This is a genomic window from Sphingobacteriales bacterium (assembly GCA_016699615.1).
Taxonomy (GTDB): domain Bacteria; phylum Bacteroidota; class Bacteroidia; order Chitinophagales; family JADIYW01; genus JADJSS01.
Genome location: CP064984.1, coordinates 2,258,952 through 2,279,820 on the forward strand (window position 1 = coordinate 2,258,952; position 20,869 = coordinate 2,279,820).

Here is a 20,869-nt window from a genome sequence, read left to right on the forward strand (position 1 = left end):
TAGAAGTTATTCTATAATACCTTCAGTAAGTACAGAAACTTTATTGTTTAATACTTCAACAATTCCGCCTGAAATATTGTAGCTTACTTTCTCTTTTGAATTTCTAATATTCAATTTTCCTTTAGATAGAGAAGCTACCATTGCAGCATGTTTGTTTAGTATTTCAAATTGTCCATCTGTGCCTGGAAGTTGAACTGAATCAGCTTCGCCATTGTACACTTCTTGTTCTGGAGTTAATATGATTAATTGCATAGGTTAATTATTTAGCTTCAGCCAATATTTTCTTTCCTTTTTCAATAGCATCTTCAATAGAACCAACTAAGTTGAATGCTGCTTCAGGATATTGATCAACTTCACCATCCATAATCATTTCAAAACCTTTCAATGTATCTTCTATAGAAACGAACACACCTTTTAAACCTGTGAACTGCTCAGCTACGTGGAATGGTTGAGATAAGAAACGTTGAACTCTTCTTGCTCTATGTACAACTAATTTATCTTCTTCAGATAACTCATCCATACCTAAGATTGCAATAATATCTTGAAGTTCTTTATAACGTTGTAAAATCATTTTTACTCTTTGAGCAACACCATAGTGTCTATCTCCAATTACTTGTGGGTCTAATATTCTTGATGTAGAATCTAATGGATCCACAGCAGGATAAATACCTAATTCAGCAATTTTACGGCTTAATACTGTTGTAGCATCTAAGTGCGCAAATGTAGTTGCTGGAGCTGGGTCAGTTAAGTCATCCGCAGGTACATATACTGCTTGTACTGATGTAATAGAGCCAGATTTTGTAGATGTAATACGCTCTTGCATTAGACCCATTTCTGTAGCTAATGTTGGTTGGTAACCTACCGCAGATGGCATACGACCTAATAATGCAGATACCTCAGAACCAGCTTGTGTAAATCTAAAGATATTATCCACGAAGAATAAGATATCTTTTCCTTTACCATCACTAACTTCGTCTCTAAATTGTTCTGCTATTGTAAGACCAGATAATGCAACTCTTGCTCTCGCTCCTGGTGGCTCATTCATCTGTCCGAATACTAATGTTGCTTTAGATTCTTTTAATTGTTCTTTATCTACAGATGCTAAATCCCAATCACCTTCTTCCATAGAATGTTTGAATTTCTCACCGTATTTTATTACATCAGACTCTAAGAACTCTCTCAATAAGTCATTTCCTTCTCTTGTTCTTTCTCCTACACCAGCAAATACTGATAAACCACCATGTCCTTTAGCAATATTATTTACCAATTCCATGATAAGTACTGTTTTGCCTACTCCAGCACCACCAAACAAACCAATTTTACCACCTTTTGCATATGGTTCAATTAAGTCAATTACTTTGATTCCTGTATATAATACTTCTTTTGATGTTGCTAAGTCTTCATATTTAGGTGGTTTTCTGTGTATTGAGTATCCACCTTCTTTACTTACTGCTCCAATTCCATCTATTGCATCTCCAATTACGTTGAATAATCTTCCTTTGATTGCTTCGCCAGCAGGCATTTTAATTTGATCTCCAGTGTCTATAACTTTAGTGCCTCTTCTTAGACCTTCTGTACTATCCATTGATACACAACGTACGGTGTCTTGTCCAAGATGTTGTTGTACTTCAAGAATAATTTCAGAACCATCATCTTTTTTTACTACCAATGCATTTAAGATTTCAGGTAGTTTTGAGTTTTCTCCATCGAAACTCACGTCAATTACTGGTCCGATAATTTGTGCAATTTTTCCTGCGTTAGCCATTGTATAAAAATTAATTGAATTTAAAAATTTTACGCAAAAATACATATTTTGTAATTAACATCAGTTTAAGTTCTCCACATAAATTATGATTCTGTGTTATTTTATTATTAATCTTGAATGTTATACATTTTTTATACCTTTGTTGTGTGATTTCTAAATCAAACATAATATTATTTTCATTTTTATTGTTTTGTGGCTCATTGGTAGCACAAAAAATAAATAGATGTGCATCGCATACTAAATTGCTGGAAGCAATGGCACAAGATGAATCTTTAAGGTTAAAAATTGAGCAATCAAAACAGACTACTAGTGCAATCTATTCTGGACAAAGAACAGAGAGTACTTATCCAATAATAACAATACCTGTTGTTGTGCATGTATTGTACAAAACAGCACAACAAAATATTAATGATGCTCAAATTCGGTCACAAATTGATGTATTAAATAGAGACTTTAATGCTCGGAATGCAGACTCTTTACCTATAAATCACGAATTTTATAACTTAATAGGCAATGCAAGTATAGAGTTTTGTTTGGCAAGTGTAAAACCAGGTGGTAGTAGTACAACAGGAATTGAACGAAAACAAGTAACCTATGATGGATTTGAATATAGTGATGCAGATGAAAGTATCATAAAATCTACATCAAATGGTGGATTGAGTGCTTGGAATACGTCTAAATATTTGAATATCTGGATTGTGAATTTTACAGATGGAACACTTGGATACGCAACTTTCCCTGAAGATAATAGTGGCAATAAAGATGGTGTAGTAATTGCATATGATGCATTTGGTACTGTTGGCGTGCTTACGCCAGACTATGATAAAGGTAGAACATCAACACATGAGATTGGACATTGGTTAGGATTGTATCATATTTGGGGTGATGATTATAATTGTACTGCTGATGATGGTATTGAAGATACACCTAAGCAATATGAAGATTCATATGGTTGTCCTTGCGAGCATCCAAAGGTTGATAATTGCTCACCAAGTATCATGTATCAAAACTTTATGGACTATACAGATGACGCATGTATGAGTTTGTTTACTAAAGATCAAGTTACAAGAATGAGAAATGTATTAAGTACAGCAAGTAATAGAACTTCATTTTTAAATAACACAGTTGGTTGTAATACACATACACCTACATCAGACAATAGCGTATATTGTGATGTTACTTTAAATAATAATATTTCTATTAATCATGATATAAATATTTTTCCGAATCCAGTACGTAGTACATTGTTTATAGAAAAATTACCACCAAGCATAAGTAATTATGATATAAAAATATTTAATAGTATTGGCGCAGAAGTTTTGAGTAAACAAATCAATATCAATCAAACAAGTTTGGATGTTTCTAGTTTAAATGCTGGTATCTACTATTTACATATATCAAACCATAAAATTAAAATGAGTACAATTGTTCAAGTGATAAAATAATTGTTTATTTTTATAAAAACACACACTTGAAGTTTATTAAAAATCTGATTCATTCTAATATTTTTATATCCATTGCCGCTGTTGTTTTTATGTTGGCAAATGCTGTGTTAATGCAAATAGAGCTTAATAAATTAATCATTCTAAGTATACATATATTTTTTTCAACTTGGCTTGTTTATCAATGGAGCAGAAAAATGTATCACGAGCAAATGCAAGAAAACGAAGTAGTTGATGAAATCTATTTTTTTCAACTGCATCATAAAAAAACTACTGACTATATAATATATTTTTCATTTATAATATCATTGATTACATTTCTCTTCTTACACAATCAAACTAAATTAGCAATAATTTTTGTTGGTGCTATTTCAATTTTATATGCACTGCCATTACAAAAAATAGGCATTTCATTTCGTCTCAGAGATGTACCATTCTTAAAGATTTTTCTCATAGCATTCTCATGGTCTGCAACAGCCACATTTATTCCAGCATTAGAAGCAAAAAATTTATTTGTTTTATTTGATAATTATTCGTGGAAATTTTTCGCAGCACAATTTCTATTTATTCTTTTTATTACACTACCATTTGATATGTCTGATATGAAGAATGATAAAGTACAGAACTTAAAAACAATTCCACTTTTATTTGGAATGAAAACATCTAAAGTATTTTTGACCATTTTTTTTATTGCATATGTGTCAATAGTATTCTTCCTAAATATTAATAGCTACTATATAATTGGCATTACATTACTATGTTTTGTTTTATTACTAATTTCAATTTTTTACATTGATAAGCTAACAAAAACAGAAGTTATGCTTGTCTATGATGGTTCTATGATTTTGTACTTTTTCATTGTATTATTTATCAAATACATTGTATAATTCTTTTTTAATTTTTTATATTTATACATTCAGCAGTATTAAATAAGTATACAATGTATCCATATCAAATTAAATCTTTAGAAGAATATAATAAAACGTATAAAAGAAGCATAGAAAATCCAAGTGAATTTTGGTTAGATATTGCTCAGTATTTTACTTGGAAACAACAACCAACAAGCAATAACGTAGTAGAATGGAATTTTACAGAACCTAAAGTACGTTGGTTTGATGGTGCCACATTAAATATTACAGAAAATTGTTTAGATAGGCATTTAGAGCATGATGCAGACACTATTGCATTAATTTGGGAACCAAATAGTCCAACAGACAAAGTAATCAAGTTAACATATAAAGAATTACACCAAAAGGTTTGTCAGTTTGCACATGTATTAAGAAATAATGGCGTACAAAAAGGAGATAGGGTTTGCATATATATGGCAATGGTGCCAGAACTTGCAATCGCAGTATTAGCATGTGCCAGAATTGGAGCAATACATAGTGTAGTTTTTGGTGGCTTTAGTGCGCAAAGTATTACTGACAGAATAATTGATGCACACGCAACTTTTGTAATAACACAAGATGGCACAATGCGAGGCAACAAAGAAATTGCCTTAAAAAATATTATGGATGAAGCTTTAATAAATTGCGACTTTGTAGAAAAAGTAATTGTGTTAAAACATATAAATAGCAATATAATAATTAAGGAAGAAAGAGATGTGATTTGGCAAGACGAAATTAAAAAAGTTGAAGCACAAGGCAATCCAGATTTTCCAGCAGTAGAAATGCAAGCAGAAGATCCATTGTTTATATTATACACAAGTGGAAGTACTGGAAAACCCAAAGGTGTTGTACATACTTGCGCAGGTTATATGATTTATACTAATTATACTTTTGTTAATGTATTTCAATATCAAAAGAAAGACATATACTTTTGTACAGCAGACATTGGTTGGATTACAGGACATAGCTACATCATCTATGGACCACTAAGTGCTGGTGCAACATCTTTAATGTTTGAAGGTATTCCTACTTTTCCTGATGCAGGAAGGATGTGGGAAATAGTAGATAAACATCAAGTAAATATTCTATACACAGCACCAACAGCTATTAGAAGTTTAATGGCATTTGGTACAGCACCAATCGAAAATAAAAATCTTTCAAGTATAAAATTATTAGGTACAGTTGGCGAGCCAATTAACGAAGAAGCATGGCATTGGTATCATGAGCATATTGGAAAAGGTAAATGTCCTATTGTAGATACCTGGTGGCAAACAGAAACAGCAGGAATAATGATTTCTAATCTTGCTGGCATTACACCACATAAACCATGCTATGCAACTTTGCCATTGCCTGGTGTACAACCAATTTTAGTTGATGAAAATGGAAAAACAATTGAAGGTAGTGACGCCGCTTTAGGAATACTACCAAAAGAAATTGTAAGTGGAAATCTGTGTATTAAATATCCATGGCCAAGTATATTGCGTACAACGTACGGCGACCATGAGCGTTGTAAATTAAATTATTTCTCAACTTATCAAAATTTATATTTTACTGGCGATGGTTGTTTTAGAGATACAGAAGGAAATTATAGAATAACAGGTAGAGTAGATGATGTACTAAACGTAAGTGGACATAGAATAGGTACAGCAGAAGTAGAAAATGCTATTGATGAACATATAGATGTAATTGAAAGTGCTGTGGTAGGCTATCCTCATGATATTAAAGGACAAGGTATATATGCTTATGTTATTTTACAACAAAAAAGCAATGATGAACAACAGGTAAAAAAAGAAATTATTGATACTGTAAGTAAAATAATTGGAGCTATTGCAAAGCCAGATAAAATTCAAATTGTTTCTGGTTTGCCAAAAACAAGAAGTGGTAAAATAATGCGTAGAATATTAAGAAAAATTGCAGAAGGAGAAACTAGCAATCTAGGCGATACAACAACACTACTTGATCCAAATGTAGTAGATGAAATTTTAACTGGTGCGTTGTAATTGTTTTACATTAAAACATTATTGATAGGTTGTATAGGTTTAGGTAACTTGTCTTCACCGATCATTTCTAATAAATCAATTTCAATATTTCTACAAATGGATAGCATTGGTACATCAAATATTAAACCTTCAAATGGATTTTCAGAATAGTCTCCAACTAATTCCATTACAATATATATCCAACTGATTAATGCAGTAAACGGAATCATTATCCAAACTTCTGACGAGCCTAGTTTTGCAAATTCTGCTACTAATCCTAATGGCATTAAAATAATAAAAATTGTGTTTAGCAAAAAACTAGAATTTGCAAACTGACGAGGAAATGGAAACTTCTTTATACGTTCAGCTTGTCCTTGATGCGTATAAAAATCATTTAAAATATTTTGCAATTCAATATGATGAAATATTTCGAGTGTACCATCTAGCTTCAAACCCATAATTTCTTTTGATTGTATACTAATAATCTGTGTGGCATTATTTGAACTGTGTTCCCATTCAAATTTGTCAAAAAAATAATTACTTTCTTGTTCTTTACTTAGATAATCTGTAAATCTTCCAATGCCATGATTTTCTCTTCTTTTTACATTTATAGAACCAAATTGCCAACTAAGACTTATATGTTCCCATTGTGTAGGTATCAATAATTGTTCACGCAAGGTATACAGCCATGCAATATGTCTATAAATCAGTTTTTTCTTAATATCCATAATTTCATAGTCTGTGTAGCTAGTGTTGTTAATAAATGAATTTATCATTGCGCCCCAACTTCTACTACTATTCACTATTGCGCCCCAAATTTTTCTTGCTTCCCACATTCTATCATAAGATTGACTATTTTTGAAGCCAAGATAAAATGCAACTGCTGTTCCTATTGATGCAACAGAAACCCAAGGAATTGCTATCCAATGCCAACCTAATTTACTATATAAAAATACTATGAGAATGGCATACACTGTTGGCCAAAAGATATGAAAACCAGCAAATGAAATTAATCCTCGTAATGGTATAAATTTATTGATTATCATAGAATGTATCTAATTTTTTTGTTTACTTAATTTTCTACTAAAATAGAATTAATCTATAAAATGAATGAAATTAATTTTTACTAAATATTGCTTATGTACTTTTTTTGAATGGATTATTATTTGAAAAATAAAATTTTGATTTGTATTTTTGAATAGTAGATAAGATATTTTATTTATTATAATATGAAAATTAGAAAGGCAAATATTCAGACAGACTTTGAAGAAATTTGGAATATTTTTAGAAACGTAATTTCAACTGGAGATACGTATGTGTTTGACCCAAACACATCTAAGGAAAGTTTGTACAAGCATTGGTTTGCTGACTATATGGATACATTTGTAGCTGTAGATGATGATAAGATCTTAGGTACATATATTATAAAACCAAATCAAATTGATTTAGGAAGTCATATTGCTAATTGTAGTTACATGGTAAATCCAATGTATCATGGTCATGGTACAGGAAAATTATTATGTGAGCACTCAATTCAATATGCAAGAAGCAAGGGATATTTAGGTATTCAGTTTAATATTGTGGTAAGTACAAATATAAGTGCAGTAAAGTTGTGGCAGAAATATGGCTTTGAGATAATTGGAACAACACCAAAAGGATTTAAACATAAAGAATTAGGATTTGTAGATACATATATTATGTTCAAAGACTTGACAATTGTATAATTAATATATAGAAGCATAATTTTTTTCAAGCATGGACAGCATATATAAAACGTACAAACCAGAAGGATTTCATTCTGTTACGCCTTATTTAATTGTAAAACATTTAGCATTTCGTGTTCTAATCTATCAAAATTCTCTTCATTTTTGGGCAGTACAAAATTTTTAATTTTTTCACATGCTTCTTGGCTATCAAAAATCATTCTAAATGATATTTCAGTTTGTTTGTCATCAAGTTTTTTAAACCTTACTTCCATGTCAAATATTGGTTGTGAATTTCGTTTCCAAGAAATTAATTTTAGTGGCTCAACGATTTTGAATATTGATGAGTTTTCATAATTACCATTTTCAGGACCATGCATTGTAAGTATCCATTTGCCTTCTGGTTTTAATTCAAACTCGTGAAAGGTATTTGAAAACCCTTTTGGTCCCCACCAGTTTTTTAAATGTATTGGATTTGCAAATGCTTCGTAGACTTTTTCTACTGGAAAATTTAAAACTCTTGAGCTAAAAACTTCATGATTTGTATTAGATTGCATTATTCAGATTTTTGTTGACTATTCAATTAGCACCATAAATTTATACTTTTATTTCAATTATTATTATCATTGGTATCTTCTTTAGTATGTGTTTTAGGATATGCCAATTACTACTCAAAAATGATTTATGAGCAAGCCCAAAAATGTTTTGGGCTATACTAAAAGTTTAAATGAGTACTCAAAATATGTAAAATACTACTCAAAAATGTGTTATGTACAGCCTAAAAATGTTTTGGGCTATACCAAAAGTTTTAATGAGTACTCAAAATATGTAAAATACTACTCAAAAATGTTTTATGAACAGTCCAAAAATGTTTTGGGCTGCAACAAAAGAATTATTTGTGCAAGTGGAATTGTCTTAAACTATCTAATTGATGTGGTTTATCCTAAATATGCTTCAATAATGATTTTTTGCTGCGTCATCATTATGTCGTATGCATTTGGCTTAGCCATTAATTCTTTTAAATTTTTCGGTATAATTTGCCATCTAACACCATATTTGTCTATGCACCAACCGCATTGAGATTCTTTTCCATCTTCTGTAAAATAGTTCCAATAATGGTCTATTTCATTTTGACCATCACAACTGATAATAAATGAGATTGCATCATTTAGTGGATGGTGCTCTTTCTCTGTACTCATTAGTGAATAATTTTGACCAAAAACAATAATCTCACACATTTCAGTATTGCCACTTGGTGTTTGTCCAAGAGAAGTAATATCGCCTGCTTTAAAATCTTTATCGAATATAGTTTTGTAATATTCTATAACCTCTGTTAGTAGTCCTTTTTCTGTAGTCAGCCAAATAAAAGGTGTGATTTTGTTGTTACGCATATTCAATAATATTTTTTTTGACTTTAATTGATTTTTCTAAAAGAATAAGACTAATATACAATGTATATGAAGAAGAAATAAAAATAGTTTGTAAGGATTGCTTTGTTGCTTTAGAATATAGCGAAGTGCCGAATTCTTAAAGTACCCAGGGCGGGACTCGAACCCGCACAGCCGTGAAGCCACAGGATTTTAAGTCCTGCGTGTCTACCATTCCACCACCTGGGCAACATTAAAGAATGAACTTATATTTTTAGAAAATTCTTTGGAAAAATACTTCTAAAAATTTGGAGCGAAAGACGAGACTCGAACCCGCGACCCTCACCTTGGCAAGGTGATGCTCTACCAACTGAGCTACTTTCGCATATATTTTACAGAACGGAATGCAAAGATAAATTCTTTTTTTTATTTACCAAAATAAAAAAGAAAAAAATTATTTATTTTGTACATAACTTTCATCTTTTGTGATTTGGTTATAGGCACACATATAAATAACGCCTGGAAATTGTTCAATTAATCCATAATTATGCGTTGCCATAACAACAGGTGTATTTGTTTCTTTAAATATATTGTAAAATAAACTTAATGTTTCATGGGCAGTTTCTGGATCTAGGTTGCCAGTTGGTTCATCAGCCAAAATAATATCTGGATTATTGATTAATGCTCTGGCAATTGCAACTCTTTGTTGCTCTCCACCAGAAAGTTGATGTGGGTATTTATTTAATTTATAAGGTAGATTTACTTTGTCTAGTGCAATATCAATCTTTTGTTGTATTGTTTTTATATTTCTTTCTCCAACTGCTTCTAAAACAAATCTTAGATTGTCAAATATTGTCTTGTCTTGTAATAGTTGAAAATCTTGAAACACAATACCAATCTTTCTTCTTAAAAATGGTAAGTCTTTTGTTTTTATGCTCTTAATGTCATAGCCACAAACTTCGCCTTCACCTTTTTTTATTTTCAAATCGCCATACAATGTACGCAGTAAGCTACTTTTGCCTTGTCCTGTTCTGCCTATTAGATATACAAAATCTCCTTTTCTAACTTCAAAGTTGATGTTTTCTAAAACAATATTTTTGCCAATATAGATATCAGCATTTTTAATATTTACAATTCTTTGGAAAATGGTAGAAACGCTAGGTTCGGCTAATGGAATTTCGCTCATATTTTTTACTTTAAAAGTAAAATTATTTTTTAATCAACTAATTCAGTATTTTTGCCCATATGTTGAAAAATGATTTGTTATTAAGAGCAGCAAATGGCAAAGATGTAGAGCGTGTGCCTATTTGGTTGATGCGCCAAGCTGGAAGAATTCTGAAAGAATATCGTGAAGTACGCAGTAGCGTTGATGGCTTTAAAGCATTGGTTAAAAATCCTGAATTGATTTGTGAAGTAACCATTCAGCCAGTTGATATATTGAAAGTTGATGCTGCAATTATTTTTTCTGATATTTTGGTAATTCCAGAAGCCATGGGTTTGGATTATGAGATGATAGAAAGTAAAGGACCATTTTTTCCAAAAACAATACAATCAGCCAATGATATCAATAACTTAACTGATAATGTGCTTGATAATTTGCAGTATGTGTTTGATTCTATTACATTAACTAAAAAAGAATTGGATAATAGAGTTCCTTTAATTGGATTTGCTGGCGCACCTTTTACTATATTTTGTTATATGATAGAAGGAAAAGGAAGTAAAACTTTTTCTAATGCTAAAAAGTTTTTGTACACACAACCAGTTTTAGCACATGAATTATTAAATAAAATTACAAATGCTACAATTGCCTATTTAAAACAACAAATTGCATGTGGTGCTGATATTGTTCAGGTATTTGATAGTTGGGCTGGTGTTCTAGGAAAAGAACAATACCAAACATTCGCATTGCCTTATATGAAAAAAATTGCAACTGCAATTACTGAGGTGCCTACCATATTATTTGCTAAAGATGCACATTATATTATAGAAGATTTTGGACAATCTGATTGTAATGTAATTGGATTGGATTGGACTATTGATATTGCTACAGCAAGAAAAAGTGCAGCAAGTAAAACTTTGCAAGGCAACTTAGATCCATGTGTTTTGTATGCTGATGAAAAAACTATTTTACAAGAAGTGGATAAAATGCTAAAGGCATTTGGTAAACAACAATATATTTGCAATTTAGGTCATGGTGTGTATCCAGATGTTGATGCTGAAAAAGCTAAGTTCTTTATCCAATGTGTTCAATCCTATCAATGGAATTAATTACTTTTCTTAGATACGTAATCATCAATAGTAGAAAAAACAAAATCGGGATAAAGTTGAGCAAATTTCAAGTTTTTTAAGCCACCTTGTAATGGTCTTGCTGCTGGTTGTTGTAGGTCTGTTGTAAGCATTGGTATCAAATCATATGTAGCATCTGGAAAATATTGTAGAATTTTTAAAGCTAATTGAACTCTGTTCATATAATCAGTAGAGGCAATATTAAATATTCCTTTGTGCTCATCTTTTAATAGTAAATACAAACATCTTGCAATGTCATATGCGTTGATTGGTGTAGCAAATTGGTCTATTGGTAGTTTTAATGTAAGCTTTTGTTTGTTTATTGCTTGTTCTATAATTCTAGAAACAAAGTTTTTCCCTCTTATTTCATCGCCATAAACATTTGTAATACGTAAGATTATAGCATCAGGAATTTGATTGAGTACATATTGTTCTGCTTCTAATTTATGTTTTCCATAGATAGAAATTGGATTTGCTTGTGCTGTTTCTAAATACGGACCATCTTCTCCATCAAAAATATAATCAGTAGAAATGAATACAAACTTAGAATTTAGTTTTTTTGCAATTTCTACTAAGCTTTTGGTAGACTGTACGGTTTTTTCATAGCTTTCTTGTTCGTTTTGCTCACAATAATCTACATGTGTAAGTGCACCACAATGTATAATAACGTCTGGTTGAAAATTAGAAACATCAAAGTTTTCTGTGTTTTCTATATTCAAAGTATCAAAATACACTGTTTGTTCAGTTGCATAAGAGAAATATGTTCCAATATTTTGCCAACCTTTTTGGTTGAAATATTGCATACAATTGCCACCAACCAAACCAGAAGCGCCTACAATAAAAGTTTTCATAGTGCGTAAAAATATAAAAAATTAGGTTTATGTTTTTAGTCTTTTGTATTTATTTCTCCAATGATGACTAGTTTTGGTTGTTTTATCAATTTATTTCAATAATTATTTTAGATAATTTAACTAAGAATTCATATTATACCAAACTGATATTGAATTTTAATGTGTTTTTATCATTTTTATCACGTATCTTTGCGTTTTTATGATTTTTAGGAGATATTATATAATATTGATTGCGCTACTTGTTTTAGCTTCTTGTAATAAAAAATACAAAGAGGCACTACAAAGCAATAGTGTAGAAGCACAAACACAAAAAGCCAACGAGTATTTTGAAAAAAAGAAATATGATAAGGCAATTCCAATTTATGAAACATTGCTAACTGTATTGAAAGGACAAAAAAGTGTAGAAGAAATTTATTATAAATACGCTAAATCACAATATCTGAATGGAAGTTATGAATTAGCGGCTTTTTACCTAAAAAGTTTTTATACAACCTACTACAATAGTTCATATGCAGAAGAAACAGCTTTTTTAGAAGCAATGAGTTATTTTAAGCAATCGCCTAGATATAATTTAGAGCAAGTAAATACACAAAAAGCAATTGCTATTTTCCAACAGTTTATAGATAAATATCCCAAAAGTCAGTATGTACAAGAAGCAAATGATAGAATGGATGAACTAAGAGGAAAACTCAGAAAAAAAGCGTACGAAGCAGCTTATTTGTATTATAAAATTCAACATTACAACGCAGCAGTTGTTGCGTTCAAAAACTTTTTGTACGAATATCCAGAATATGAAGATGTAGAAAAAATTGACTATCTTATTGTAAAATCATTGAACAGATATGCAGAAGAAAGTTATAAACATAAAAAAATTGAAAGATACACAGAGGAAATAAAAGCCTATGAGGCATTTGCTGCAAAATATTCAAATAGTAAATATTTGCAAGAATTACAAAAAGAGTATAATTTAGCAAAACAATATATTGAGAAAATAAATAAAGAAGTAAAAGGATATGAAAAAAATTGAAGAAGTAAAATCACAGTCTGCGTATATTGAGACTAGAGACTTAGATATAATTACTGAAAAAACAGGTAATTTATATAAATCTATCAATGCAATTTCTAAACGTTCTGAGCAGTTAAATTCAAAATTGAAAGAAGAATTACATAGAAAATTAGAAGAATTTGCTTCAGTATCTGATAATTTAGAAGAAGTATTTGAAAATAGAGAGCAGATTGAAATATCAAGATATTATGAAAAGCTTCCAAAAACTTCTACTATGGCATTAGCTGAGTTTTTGAATGATGAAACTCATATTGAAGATATAAAATAATCCGTCAATGAATTTAAACGGCAAAAAAATAATAGTTGCCGTATGTGGTAGTATTGCTGCATATAAGTCTGCATATATTGTACGTTTGCTTGTAAAGCAAGGAGCAACAGTAAAATGTATAACTACAAATGCAGCCACACAATTTATATCACCACTCACTTTAGCCACACTTTCAAAGCACGAGTGCTACACACAGTACACCAATGCAAACAATACCGATTGGGTAAATCATGTAGATTTAGCACTTTGGGCAGATATAATAATAGTTGCACCAGCATCAATGAATACAATTGCAAAAATGGCAAATGGTATTTGTGATAATTTATTGTTAGGTGTCTATTTCTCAGCTAGATGCAAAGTAATGGTAGCTCCAGCAATGGACGAAGATATGTGGCACCACCCATCAAATCAAAAAAATATTCAAACCTTAAAATTATTTGGAAACCAAATTATTGAAGTAAATGATGGTGAGTTGGCAAGTGGATTGATAGGAAAAGGAAGAATGGCAGAACCTGAAGAAATTATTCAATCCATAATAGAATATTTTACTATTAAAACATCTAAGTTAGCAAATAAAAAAATATTAATAACAGCAGGACCAACTTACGAACCATTAGATCCAGTAAGATTTATTGGAAATCATTCGAGTGGTAAAATGGGTGTGGCAATTGCAGAGCAAGCAGCAAGATGTGGTGCAGATGTTACGCTAATTATTGGTCATAACACATTATCAATTTCCAAGCAAGTAAAAATAATTATTGTGCTTTCTGCAAGTGAAATGTATAATGCATGTCTACAATATTTTGCTCAACAAGATATCTGTGTTTTTTGCAGCAGCAGTTGCAGACTATACACCAATGCAAGTAGCAGATGAAAAAATTAAGAAATCAGAAGATATTTTAACACTTACATTGAAAAAAAATGTAGATATTGCATATGAATTTGGAAAAATAAAACAAGAGAATCAGCTTTCAATTGGATTTGCATTAGAAACAGAAAATGAACTAGAGCACGCAAAACAAAAGATAAAGAAGAAAAACTTTGATTTAATTGTTCTAAATTCTACCAAAGATAAAGGCGCAGGTTTTAAGCACGATACAAATAAGATTACGATAATTAATAAAGAATTAGAAAGTAAAAAATTTGATTTAAAAACTAAAACTGAAACTGCAATTGATATTCTAAATGAGATAGAAAAATTAATATGATAAAGAAGATTATTATATGTTTTATATTACTGAATTCAATACTTGGTTTCTCTCAAGAACTCAATTGTAATGTATCCGTTATTGCACCAAAGAATCAAAATATTTCTCCAACTATTTTTAAAAATATGGAGAATGCCATCAGAGAATTTATGAATGGCAGAAAATGGAGCAATTCTACTTACAAAGAATTTGAACGTATAAGATGCAATATTACAATCAATATTACTGAAATTCCATCAGAAGGTGTTTATAGAGCAACTGCCATTGTGCAATCTCAAAGACCAGTGTACAATAGCAATGTACCAATCTATGATGCTTACATACCAAGATCAAGATTTTGATTTTGTTTATGAAGATTTGCAAATTTTAGATTATAATGACAATAACTATAGCACTCAGCTAACATCATTATTGGCATTCTATGCAAATTTATTTTTAGCATACGATGCTGAGTCATTTGCTGAAGATGGTGGCGAAACCTTTTTTCAAAAAGCATTAAATATAAGTAATAATGTTCCTGTTAATGAGCGAAGTAGATACAAAGGTTGGAGCAAGCTAGATGGTACAAGAAATAGATATGCATTGATTGATGGTTGGCTAAATCCAAGATATAAGGATTTTAGAAAAGCATTTTTAATGTTTCATTTTAATGGATTGGATAGAATGTACGATGATATTGCAAGTGCAAGAAGTGTAATTACAAACACACTTACTACATTTCAAAAATTAAATAAAGATAATCCACTGTTGATGTCATTGCGATTATTCTTTGAAACAAAAAGAGAAGAATTGAATAATATATATTCAAAAGCTGAAACTACAGAGAAAAATATGGTTGTTCCAATATTATCTGTATTAGATCCAACGCAAGCAGAAACATATAAAAAGTTACTAAAAAACTAAGCAGGATATTCTACAAAATTATTTTGTGTTTCGTATAATTTGATTTTTAAATCTAATTTATAATCTAGACAACTACGCAATAGATTGTAAGTAACTACGGCAATATTTTCAGCAGTTGGATTCAAATCGTAAAATTCGACTACATCTAGATTCAAGTTTTTATGGTCAAATTTCTCAATGATATTTTCTTGTATCATATCATTCAAAATTTTTAGGTCAATTACATAGCCAGTATCTTCTTCAATTTCTCCAATTACTTTTACTTCTAAAACATAGTTGTGACCATGAAAATTCTGATTGGCACATAACCCAAATACGGATTCGTTTTTTTCATCAGTCCATTGTTTATTCCAAAGTTTATGTGCAGCATTAAATGTAGCTCTTCTTATTACAGCAGTTTTCATGTTAGGTATTAATTCTTATTTTAATAATATTAATAGAAGATAATTTTTAGATATGTCTTTCGGCATGGTAGGATGAGCGCACCATTGCACCGCTTTCCACATAATTAAATCCTTTTTGTAAGCCAACTTGTTTGTAATGCTCAAACATTTCAGGTGTTATGTATGCTTCTACTTTTGCATGCATTTTTGTCGGTTGTAAATATTGTCCAAGCGTCAATACATCACAGCCATGATTTACTAAATCATCCATTATTTGATATACTTGTTCAGGCGTTTCGCCTAAGCCAAGCATTACGCCACTTTTTGTACGCTTACCAAAATCTTTAGTTCTTTGTATTTGTTCTAAGCTACGTTCGTATTTTGCTTGTGATCTTATTTTTCTATATAATTCTTTTACGGTTTCCATGTTGTGCGATACAACTTCTTGCCCAGCACTAATCATTACTTCCAAAGCATTCCAATCTGCTTTTACATCAGGAATTAATGTTTCAATTGTTGTATTTGGAGAAATTAATTTTATTTGTTTTACTGTTTCGTGCCATATTTTGGCACCTTTATCAGGCAACTCATCTCTATTTACTGATGTAACTACAGCATGCTTTACTTGCATTAACTGAATGGCTTTTGCTACACGCAAAGGTTCTTCTTCATCTACAAAAAAAGGACGACCAGTTGCTACAGCACAAAATGCACATGAACGTGTACATACATTGCCTAATATCATAAATGTTGCAGTGCCTTCGCCCCAACATTCGCCCATATTCGGACAATTACCACTTTCGCAAATTGTATGCAATTTGTAAGTATCAACTAAGTTTCTTACTTTTTTATAGTTTTCTCCAATTGGTATTTTTACTTTCAACCAACTTGGTTTGGGTACTCTTTTATGTTCTACTGTGCTGTCCAAATGTTATTTTCTTTTTCCTATTTGAAATCCAACATATACACTAGGATATATTTTCTTATTATTTACAAGCATAACTTGTGTTTGCTTAAAATATATATCACATGCAAATCCTAAGTCTAAACCTTTTACTACGCCTTCATCTTTTGACCAATCAAAAGAAAATCCAGTTTTTAGATGAATGCCTGGTTGAAATTTAAGATTCCAACCTTTTCCAAATCCAGAGCCACCAACAATTGGTTGTAAATAACCACCAGAAAATGGAAGATAGTTGGTGAAATAAGCTTCGTTTTTTCCATTTTCATATGCCACATCAATTATATTTGAAAATGTGTATTCTCCATGCCCAACTTCTTCTAGTGATAATGTATCTACTACTTTTAGCATATATGGTTTTAACATAGCCAATGAAAAACCAACTGCATAATGAGCATATATTCTTACACCATTTTTCTTTGCACGTTCTGCTAATAATATTTTTTGTCCTACATTAAAGTGTGCTGCAAATAGATTGTTTTGTTTGCCATAAACAAACCTTTTAAACTGTGCATCTTCATTATTGTAAGGAGATTGTTGTTTTACTTGAGATAAATGTGCATAGTATCCAAATTCTAGTTGGTACAACATAGAAGCTCTAATCCTTTTGCCATGTGTATAGTCAAAATTGAATCCAAAGCCATCACTTCTTAGTTTTCCACCTACAGCCCAAGAACGTTTTGCTTTGTCAAATTTTTTTGATTTTTGAGCATCAACTTCACTGTCTTGTGCTTTTGCAAAAAAGAAGATGAAAAATGATAAGAATAGATAGAAATACTTCATTCGCTTGTATATAATAACAATTTTACAGAATAAAGTTTAAAAATAATAAATAATTTATAGAAATGACAGAATTTATATTTTATTCTGTTGTTATATCATTTACATAAATAAAATTATGACTTGCATCATAGATAGGCTTTCCATTTTTGATTACAATTAATTGCGGACTTTGATGCTCAATATTTGTAACATCAGCTATATGGTTAGATACGTCTCTATGTTGTAATAAATCTAAGTAATATATTGGAAATTGATGATTCCATTCTTTTTCTATTCTATTTTTTGCCATTGAGCTTATAGAACATCTTGTTGAGTGTTTGAAAACAGCAAACAAAGTTTCGTTCTGCATCAAGCTATCAAATTGTTGCTTGTCAGTTAAGATTTCCCAATTCATCTATATGTAATTATACGTTGTGTTTAGTTTCAATGTTTTAGATGCTTTTGGTGGAATGAACCTGGGCATCCTGATTTTTTGCTTTGACATGCTGATGCTAATAGTACTAATGCTACAACTGCTGAGAAAATTAACTTTCTATTGTTCATATTGATGTTTTTTATTATTTAACGTCAAAACTATAAAATATATTGTGTTTAAATGATTAAGAAATATTTATTGTATTATTTTTACAAATTACTTAACATAGTTCTAAAAATGTCTAAATATCATTTTATCGCAATAGGTGGTGCTGTGATGCACCAATTAGCATTACATCTAAAACAAGAAGGTCACGAAATATCTGGCTCAGATGATGCAATATTTGAACCAGCAAAATCTAATTTGGAAAAAGCGGGAATTTTGCCTGAAAATCTTGGTTGGAATGATACAGTAATTACTCCAGATATAGATGCAATTATTTTAGGTATGCATGCAAAACCAGATAATCCAGAATTACTAAAAGCTCAAGATTTAAATCTTAAAATTTATTCATTTCCTGAGTTTTTTTATGAACAATGTAAAGCTAAAGTTAGAATTGCAGTGGCTGGTAGTCATGGAAAAACATCAATAACATCAATGCTTATGCATCTATTTAAAAATCATGATGCTAAGTTTGACTATTTGGTAGGTGCAAAACTAGATGGTTTTCAATATATGGTAAATTCAGCATCAAACAATGAATATGCAATTATTGAAGCAGATGAATATCTAACGTCGCCATTAGATTTGCGTAGTAAGTTTTTGCATTATTATCCAAATATTGCAATTATTTCTGGCATTGCTTGGGATCATATAAATGTGTTTCCAGCTTATGATAGCTATTTAGAAACATTTAGGAAATTCATTCAAAGTATAAAAAAAGATGGCTATTTAATATACAATAATAATGATGATGAGTTGGTAAATCTTATAAAATCTATAGATACAACGCATGTTCAACTTATACCATATTGTTCCTTAGCATCTGAAGTAATTGATGAAAATGTGTACATTAAATACAACGATAAAAGCTACAAAATAAATGTTTTTGGCACACATAATTTATCTAATCTAAATGCTGCCTTTGAAGTTGGAAAAATTGTTGGGTTTTCTGAAGAAAGTATTCTAAAAAGTTTTGAAACATTTAGTGGTGCAGCAAAAAGATTAGAAAATGTTTTTGATGATAAAGAAAGAAGAATTTCAATATATAGAGATTTTGCACATGCACCATCAAAAGTAATAGCTACTGTAAATGCAGTTAGAGAAAAATATCAGAATAGAAAAATTATTGCATTTTTAGAATTGCATACATATAGTAGTCTACAAGAAAACTTTATTGAACAATATGCAAATTCATTAGCTAAAGCAGATGTTAAGTTTCTTTATATAGACGAAGAAGCATTGAAAATAAAAAACAAAGAAAAATTTGATGCACAGTGGCTCAAAAAACAATTTAATGATGAAACAATTATTGTTGTAGAAGACAAAAATGATATTCTTGAATTAATAAAAAACGAGTTGGAAAATAATAGTGTGTTGTTGCTAATGAGTTCTGGAAATTTAGGCGGATTGGATATTCAACAATTGATGGATTAAATTCTATATTTCTTGTTTTTGTTGATGTAATGGAACAAAGAAGGAGCAGTGCGTACAAAATATTTAGCAACAAAAAGTTTTAGTTTAGATGTGAAATTCAAATCACTACCATCACCTAAATTACTTTTCTCATAATTATATTGTTGCATAATTTCATTACAATTTATTTCAATTGTAGAAATCATACTCTTGTCCATCTCATCTTTCCATCTATCAATATTTTCTGTATTAAAATTTTTGTCTTTTTGAAATTTATCACCAAAAGAACTATTAAAAACGCCCATTTGCAACATATCAGCTTGGAATTCTATTCCTAAAAAATTACACATGTTTTGTATTGTAATTTCAGGTTGTACAACCATGTCCTCGTATTTTACAACTAAAACATTATCGCTACCAATTTTCTTTTTTATTTTATCTACCAAGTAATATGCTGTGTTATATCTTGCAATAAAAGTTAACAAATTAAAAGGTGCCAAGCCCAAAGCTTTAATATTCTTTTTTATTAATTCTGAATAAGCAGTTGCTCTTGGATCTCTTATTGTAATTATTATTTTCGCTGGATTAAAATGATTTAAGATTTCATTGTAGTAATAAATATGTGCAGGTGTTTTTTCGCCAAAATATTCAATTTCTGGAGATTGTTCTTGCCTGATTAAAAAGTTTAAGAAATCTGCTGTATTTTTTGGAAAAAACGCTTGTTTTCTGATTTCTGCAACCAAATCTTCTAATTTTATATATTCATTTTCTTGCTTCCAACCAAAATTTATTTCAGGAAATTTCTGTAATACATAATCAGCAAAATCTTCGTAGTTTTTTACATTTGTTGGGATTTGTAGTTTATTTCCAAACTTCCAAAATACCAAATAGGCATGCGATTCTTGTTTGTAAATATATACCTTAGGACTTTTTTCAATAATTCTAGTAGCTAATGTAGTGCCTGTTCTTCCAGCCCCAAAAATAAAAACATAACCTTTCATGTATAATTAATGCTAAACTTTTAGTA

Annotated in this window: 22 protein-coding genes, 2 tRNA genes and 1 pseudogene; 11 read left to right on the plus strand and 14 right to left on the minus strand. The window is 30.3% G+C overall.

Annotated features, from left to right (window positions below):
* Positions 1 to 6: 6 nt before the first annotated feature.
* Positions 7 to 252, minus strand: a complete 246-nt coding sequence (gene atpC / locus IPK18_10765; GenBank protein ID QQR97345.1) for an ATP synthase F1 subunit epsilon — start codon at positions 250 to 252, stop codon at positions 7 to 9.
* Between the two features lie 7 nt (positions 253 to 259).
* A complete protein-coding gene (locus IPK18_10770; protein QQR97346.1) occupies positions 260 to 1,765 on the minus strand; it encodes a F0F1 ATP synthase subunit beta in 1,506 nt (501 codons plus the stop codon).
* Between the two features lie 146 nt (positions 1,766 to 1,911).
* Between IPK18_10770 and IPK18_10775 the strand changes: the two genes are divergently transcribed.
* The 3 genes from IPK18_10775 to acs all read left to right on the plus strand — a co-directional run bounded on the left by IPK18_10775 (position 1,912) and on the right by acs (position 6,094).
* Positions 1,912 to 3,210 carry a T9SS type A sorting domain-containing protein gene (locus IPK18_10775; GenBank protein QQR97347.1) on the plus strand — a complete coding sequence of 433 codons (1,299 nt, stop codon included), beginning with the start codon at positions 1,912 to 1,914 and terminating at the stop codon, positions 3,208 to 3,210.
* Between the two features lie 110 nt (positions 3,211 to 3,320).
* A complete protein-coding gene (locus tag IPK18_10780) occupies positions 3,321 to 4,094 on the plus strand; it encodes a UbiA family prenyltransferase (GenBank protein ID QQR97348.1) in 774 nt (257 codons plus the stop codon).
* 53 nt (positions 4,095 to 4,147) lie between these two features.
* A complete protein-coding gene (gene acs, locus IPK18_10785) occupies positions 4,148 to 6,094 on the plus strand; it encodes an acetate--CoA ligase (GenBank protein ID QQR97349.1) in 1,947 nt (648 codons plus the stop codon).
* Between the two features lie 5 nt (positions 6,095 to 6,099).
* Here the strand turns inward: acs and IPK18_10790 are convergent, their stop codons facing one another.
* Positions 6,100 to 7,119, minus strand: coding sequence for a hypothetical protein (locus tag IPK18_10790; protein QQR97350.1), 1,020 nt, complete (start codon positions 7,117 to 7,119; stop codon positions 6,100 to 6,102).
* A 183-nt stretch (positions 7,120 to 7,302) separates the two neighbouring features.
* Here IPK18_10790 and IPK18_10795 point away from each other — a divergent pair, with 183 nt between their 5' ends.
* A complete protein-coding gene (locus tag IPK18_10795) occupies positions 7,303 to 7,797 on the plus strand; it encodes a GNAT family N-acetyltransferase (protein QQR97351.1) in 495 nt (164 codons plus the stop codon).
* A 77-nt stretch (positions 7,798 to 7,874) separates the two neighbouring features.
* On the opposite strand, the gene IPK18_10800 is transcribed toward IPK18_10795, so the two are convergent.
* The 5 genes from IPK18_10800 to IPK18_10820 all read right to left on the minus strand — a co-directional run bounded on the left by IPK18_10800 (position 7,875) and on the right by IPK18_10820 (position 10,329).
* Positions 7,875 to 8,333, minus strand: coding sequence for an SRPBCC domain-containing protein (locus tag IPK18_10800; GenBank protein QQR97352.1), 459 nt, complete (start codon positions 8,331 to 8,333; stop codon positions 7,875 to 7,877).
* Between the two features lie 381 nt (positions 8,334 to 8,714).
* Positions 8,715 to 9,167, minus strand: coding sequence for a VOC family protein (locus IPK18_10805; protein QQR97353.1), 453 nt, complete (start codon positions 9,165 to 9,167; stop codon positions 8,715 to 8,717).
* A gap of 142 nt (positions 9,168 to 9,309) precedes the next feature.
* Positions 9,310 to 9,392: transfer RNA gene (locus tag IPK18_10810), tRNA-Leu, on the minus strand.
* A gap of 60 nt (positions 9,393 to 9,452) precedes the next feature.
* Positions 9,453 to 9,528: transfer RNA gene (locus IPK18_10815), tRNA-Gly, on the minus strand.
* A 69-nt stretch (positions 9,529 to 9,597) separates the two neighbouring features.
* Positions 9,598 to 10,329: an ATP-binding cassette domain-containing protein gene (locus IPK18_10820; protein ID QQR97354.1), complete on the minus strand. Its 732-nt coding sequence runs from the start codon at positions 10,327 to 10,329 to the stop codon at positions 9,598 to 9,600.
* A 59-nt stretch (positions 10,330 to 10,388) separates the two neighbouring features.
* Between IPK18_10820 and hemE the strand changes: the two genes are divergently transcribed.
* Positions 10,389 to 11,411 carry a uroporphyrinogen decarboxylase gene (gene hemE, locus IPK18_10825; protein ID QQR97355.1) on the plus strand — a complete coding sequence of 341 codons (1,023 nt, stop codon included), beginning with the start codon at positions 10,389 to 10,391 and terminating at the stop codon, positions 11,409 to 11,411.
* Here the strand turns inward: hemE and IPK18_10830 are convergent.
* A complete protein-coding gene (locus tag IPK18_10830; GenBank protein QQR97356.1) occupies positions 11,408 to 12,280 on the minus strand; it encodes an SDR family oxidoreductase in 873 nt (290 codons plus the stop codon). The genes hemE and IPK18_10830 overlap by 4 nt on opposite strands.
* 226 nt (positions 12,281 to 12,506) lie before the next feature.
* Between IPK18_10830 and bamD the strand changes: the two genes are divergently transcribed.
* The 5 genes and pseudogenes from bamD to IPK18_10855 all read left to right on the plus strand — a co-directional run bounded on the left by bamD (position 12,507) and on the right by IPK18_10855 (position 15,725).
* Entirely contained in the window at positions 12,507 to 13,307 is an 801-nt protein-coding gene (bamD, locus tag IPK18_10835; protein QQR97357.1) for an outer membrane protein assembly factor BamD, read from the plus strand.
* Positions 13,294 to 13,614 (plus strand): DNA-directed RNA polymerase subunit omega, encoded by a 321-nt coding sequence (locus tag IPK18_10840; protein ID QQR97358.1) that lies wholly within the window; start codon positions 13,294 to 13,296, stop codon positions 13,612 to 13,614. The genes bamD and IPK18_10840 overlap by 14 nt, the downstream gene beginning before the upstream one ends.
* 7 nt (positions 13,615 to 13,621) lie before the next feature.
* A pseudogene (gene coaBC, locus IPK18_10845) lies at positions 13,622 to 14,822 on the plus strand (bifunctional phosphopantothenoylcysteine decarboxylase/phosphopantothenate--cysteine ligase CoaBC).
* Positions 14,819 to 15,163: a DUF4835 family protein gene (locus tag IPK18_10850; GenBank protein ID QQR97359.1), complete on the plus strand. Its 345-nt coding sequence runs from the start codon at positions 14,819 to 14,821 to the stop codon at positions 15,161 to 15,163. The pseudogene coaBC and the gene IPK18_10850 overlap by 4 nt, the downstream one beginning before the upstream one ends.
* Positions 15,132 to 15,725 carry a DUF4835 family protein gene (locus tag IPK18_10855; GenBank protein ID QQR97360.1) on the plus strand — a complete coding sequence of 198 codons (594 nt, stop codon included), beginning with the start codon at positions 15,132 to 15,134 and terminating at the stop codon, positions 15,723 to 15,725. Before IPK18_10850 ends, IPK18_10855 begins: the two co-directional genes overlap by 32 nt.
* Here the strand turns inward: IPK18_10855 and IPK18_10860 are convergent.
* The 4 genes from IPK18_10860 to ytxJ all read right to left on the minus strand — a co-directional run bounded on the left by IPK18_10860 (position 15,722) and on the right by ytxJ (position 18,246).
* On the minus strand, positions 15,722 to 16,129 hold the full coding sequence (locus IPK18_10860; GenBank protein QQR97361.1) for a 6-carboxytetrahydropterin synthase: 408 nt from the start codon (positions 16,127 to 16,129) through the stop codon (positions 15,722 to 15,724). The two genes, IPK18_10855 and IPK18_10860, sit on opposite strands and share 4 nt — an antisense overlap.
* A 46-nt stretch (positions 16,130 to 16,175) precedes the next feature.
* Positions 16,176 to 17,036, minus strand: coding sequence for a lipoyl synthase (gene lipA, locus IPK18_10865; protein ID QQR97362.1), 861 nt, complete (start codon positions 17,034 to 17,036; stop codon positions 16,176 to 16,178).
* A gap of 3 nt (positions 17,037 to 17,039) precedes the next feature.
* A complete protein-coding gene (locus tag IPK18_10870) occupies positions 17,040 to 17,852 on the minus strand; it encodes a hypothetical protein (protein QQR97363.1) in 813 nt (270 codons plus the stop codon).
* A gap of 79 nt (positions 17,853 to 17,931) precedes the next feature.
* Entirely contained in the window at positions 17,932 to 18,246 is a 315-nt protein-coding gene (gene ytxJ / locus IPK18_10875) for a bacillithiol system redox-active protein YtxJ (protein QQR97364.1), read from the minus strand.
* A 258-nt stretch (positions 18,247 to 18,504) separates the two neighbouring features.
* On the opposite strand from ytxJ, the gene IPK18_10880 reads away from it, so the two are divergent.
* Entirely contained in the window at positions 18,505 to 19,863 is a 1,359-nt protein-coding gene (locus IPK18_10880) for a peptidoglycan synthetase (protein QQR97365.1), read from the plus strand.
* Here the strand turns inward: IPK18_10880 and IPK18_10885 are convergent.
* The gene (locus IPK18_10885) at positions 19,860 to 20,843 is read right to left on the minus strand and encodes a sulfotransferase (GenBank protein QQR97366.1); all 984 of its coding nucleotides are present in this window, start codon (positions 20,841 to 20,843) and stop codon (positions 19,860 to 19,862) included. The genes IPK18_10880 and IPK18_10885 overlap by 4 nt on opposite strands.
* Positions 20,844 to 20,869 lie beyond the last annotated feature (26 nt).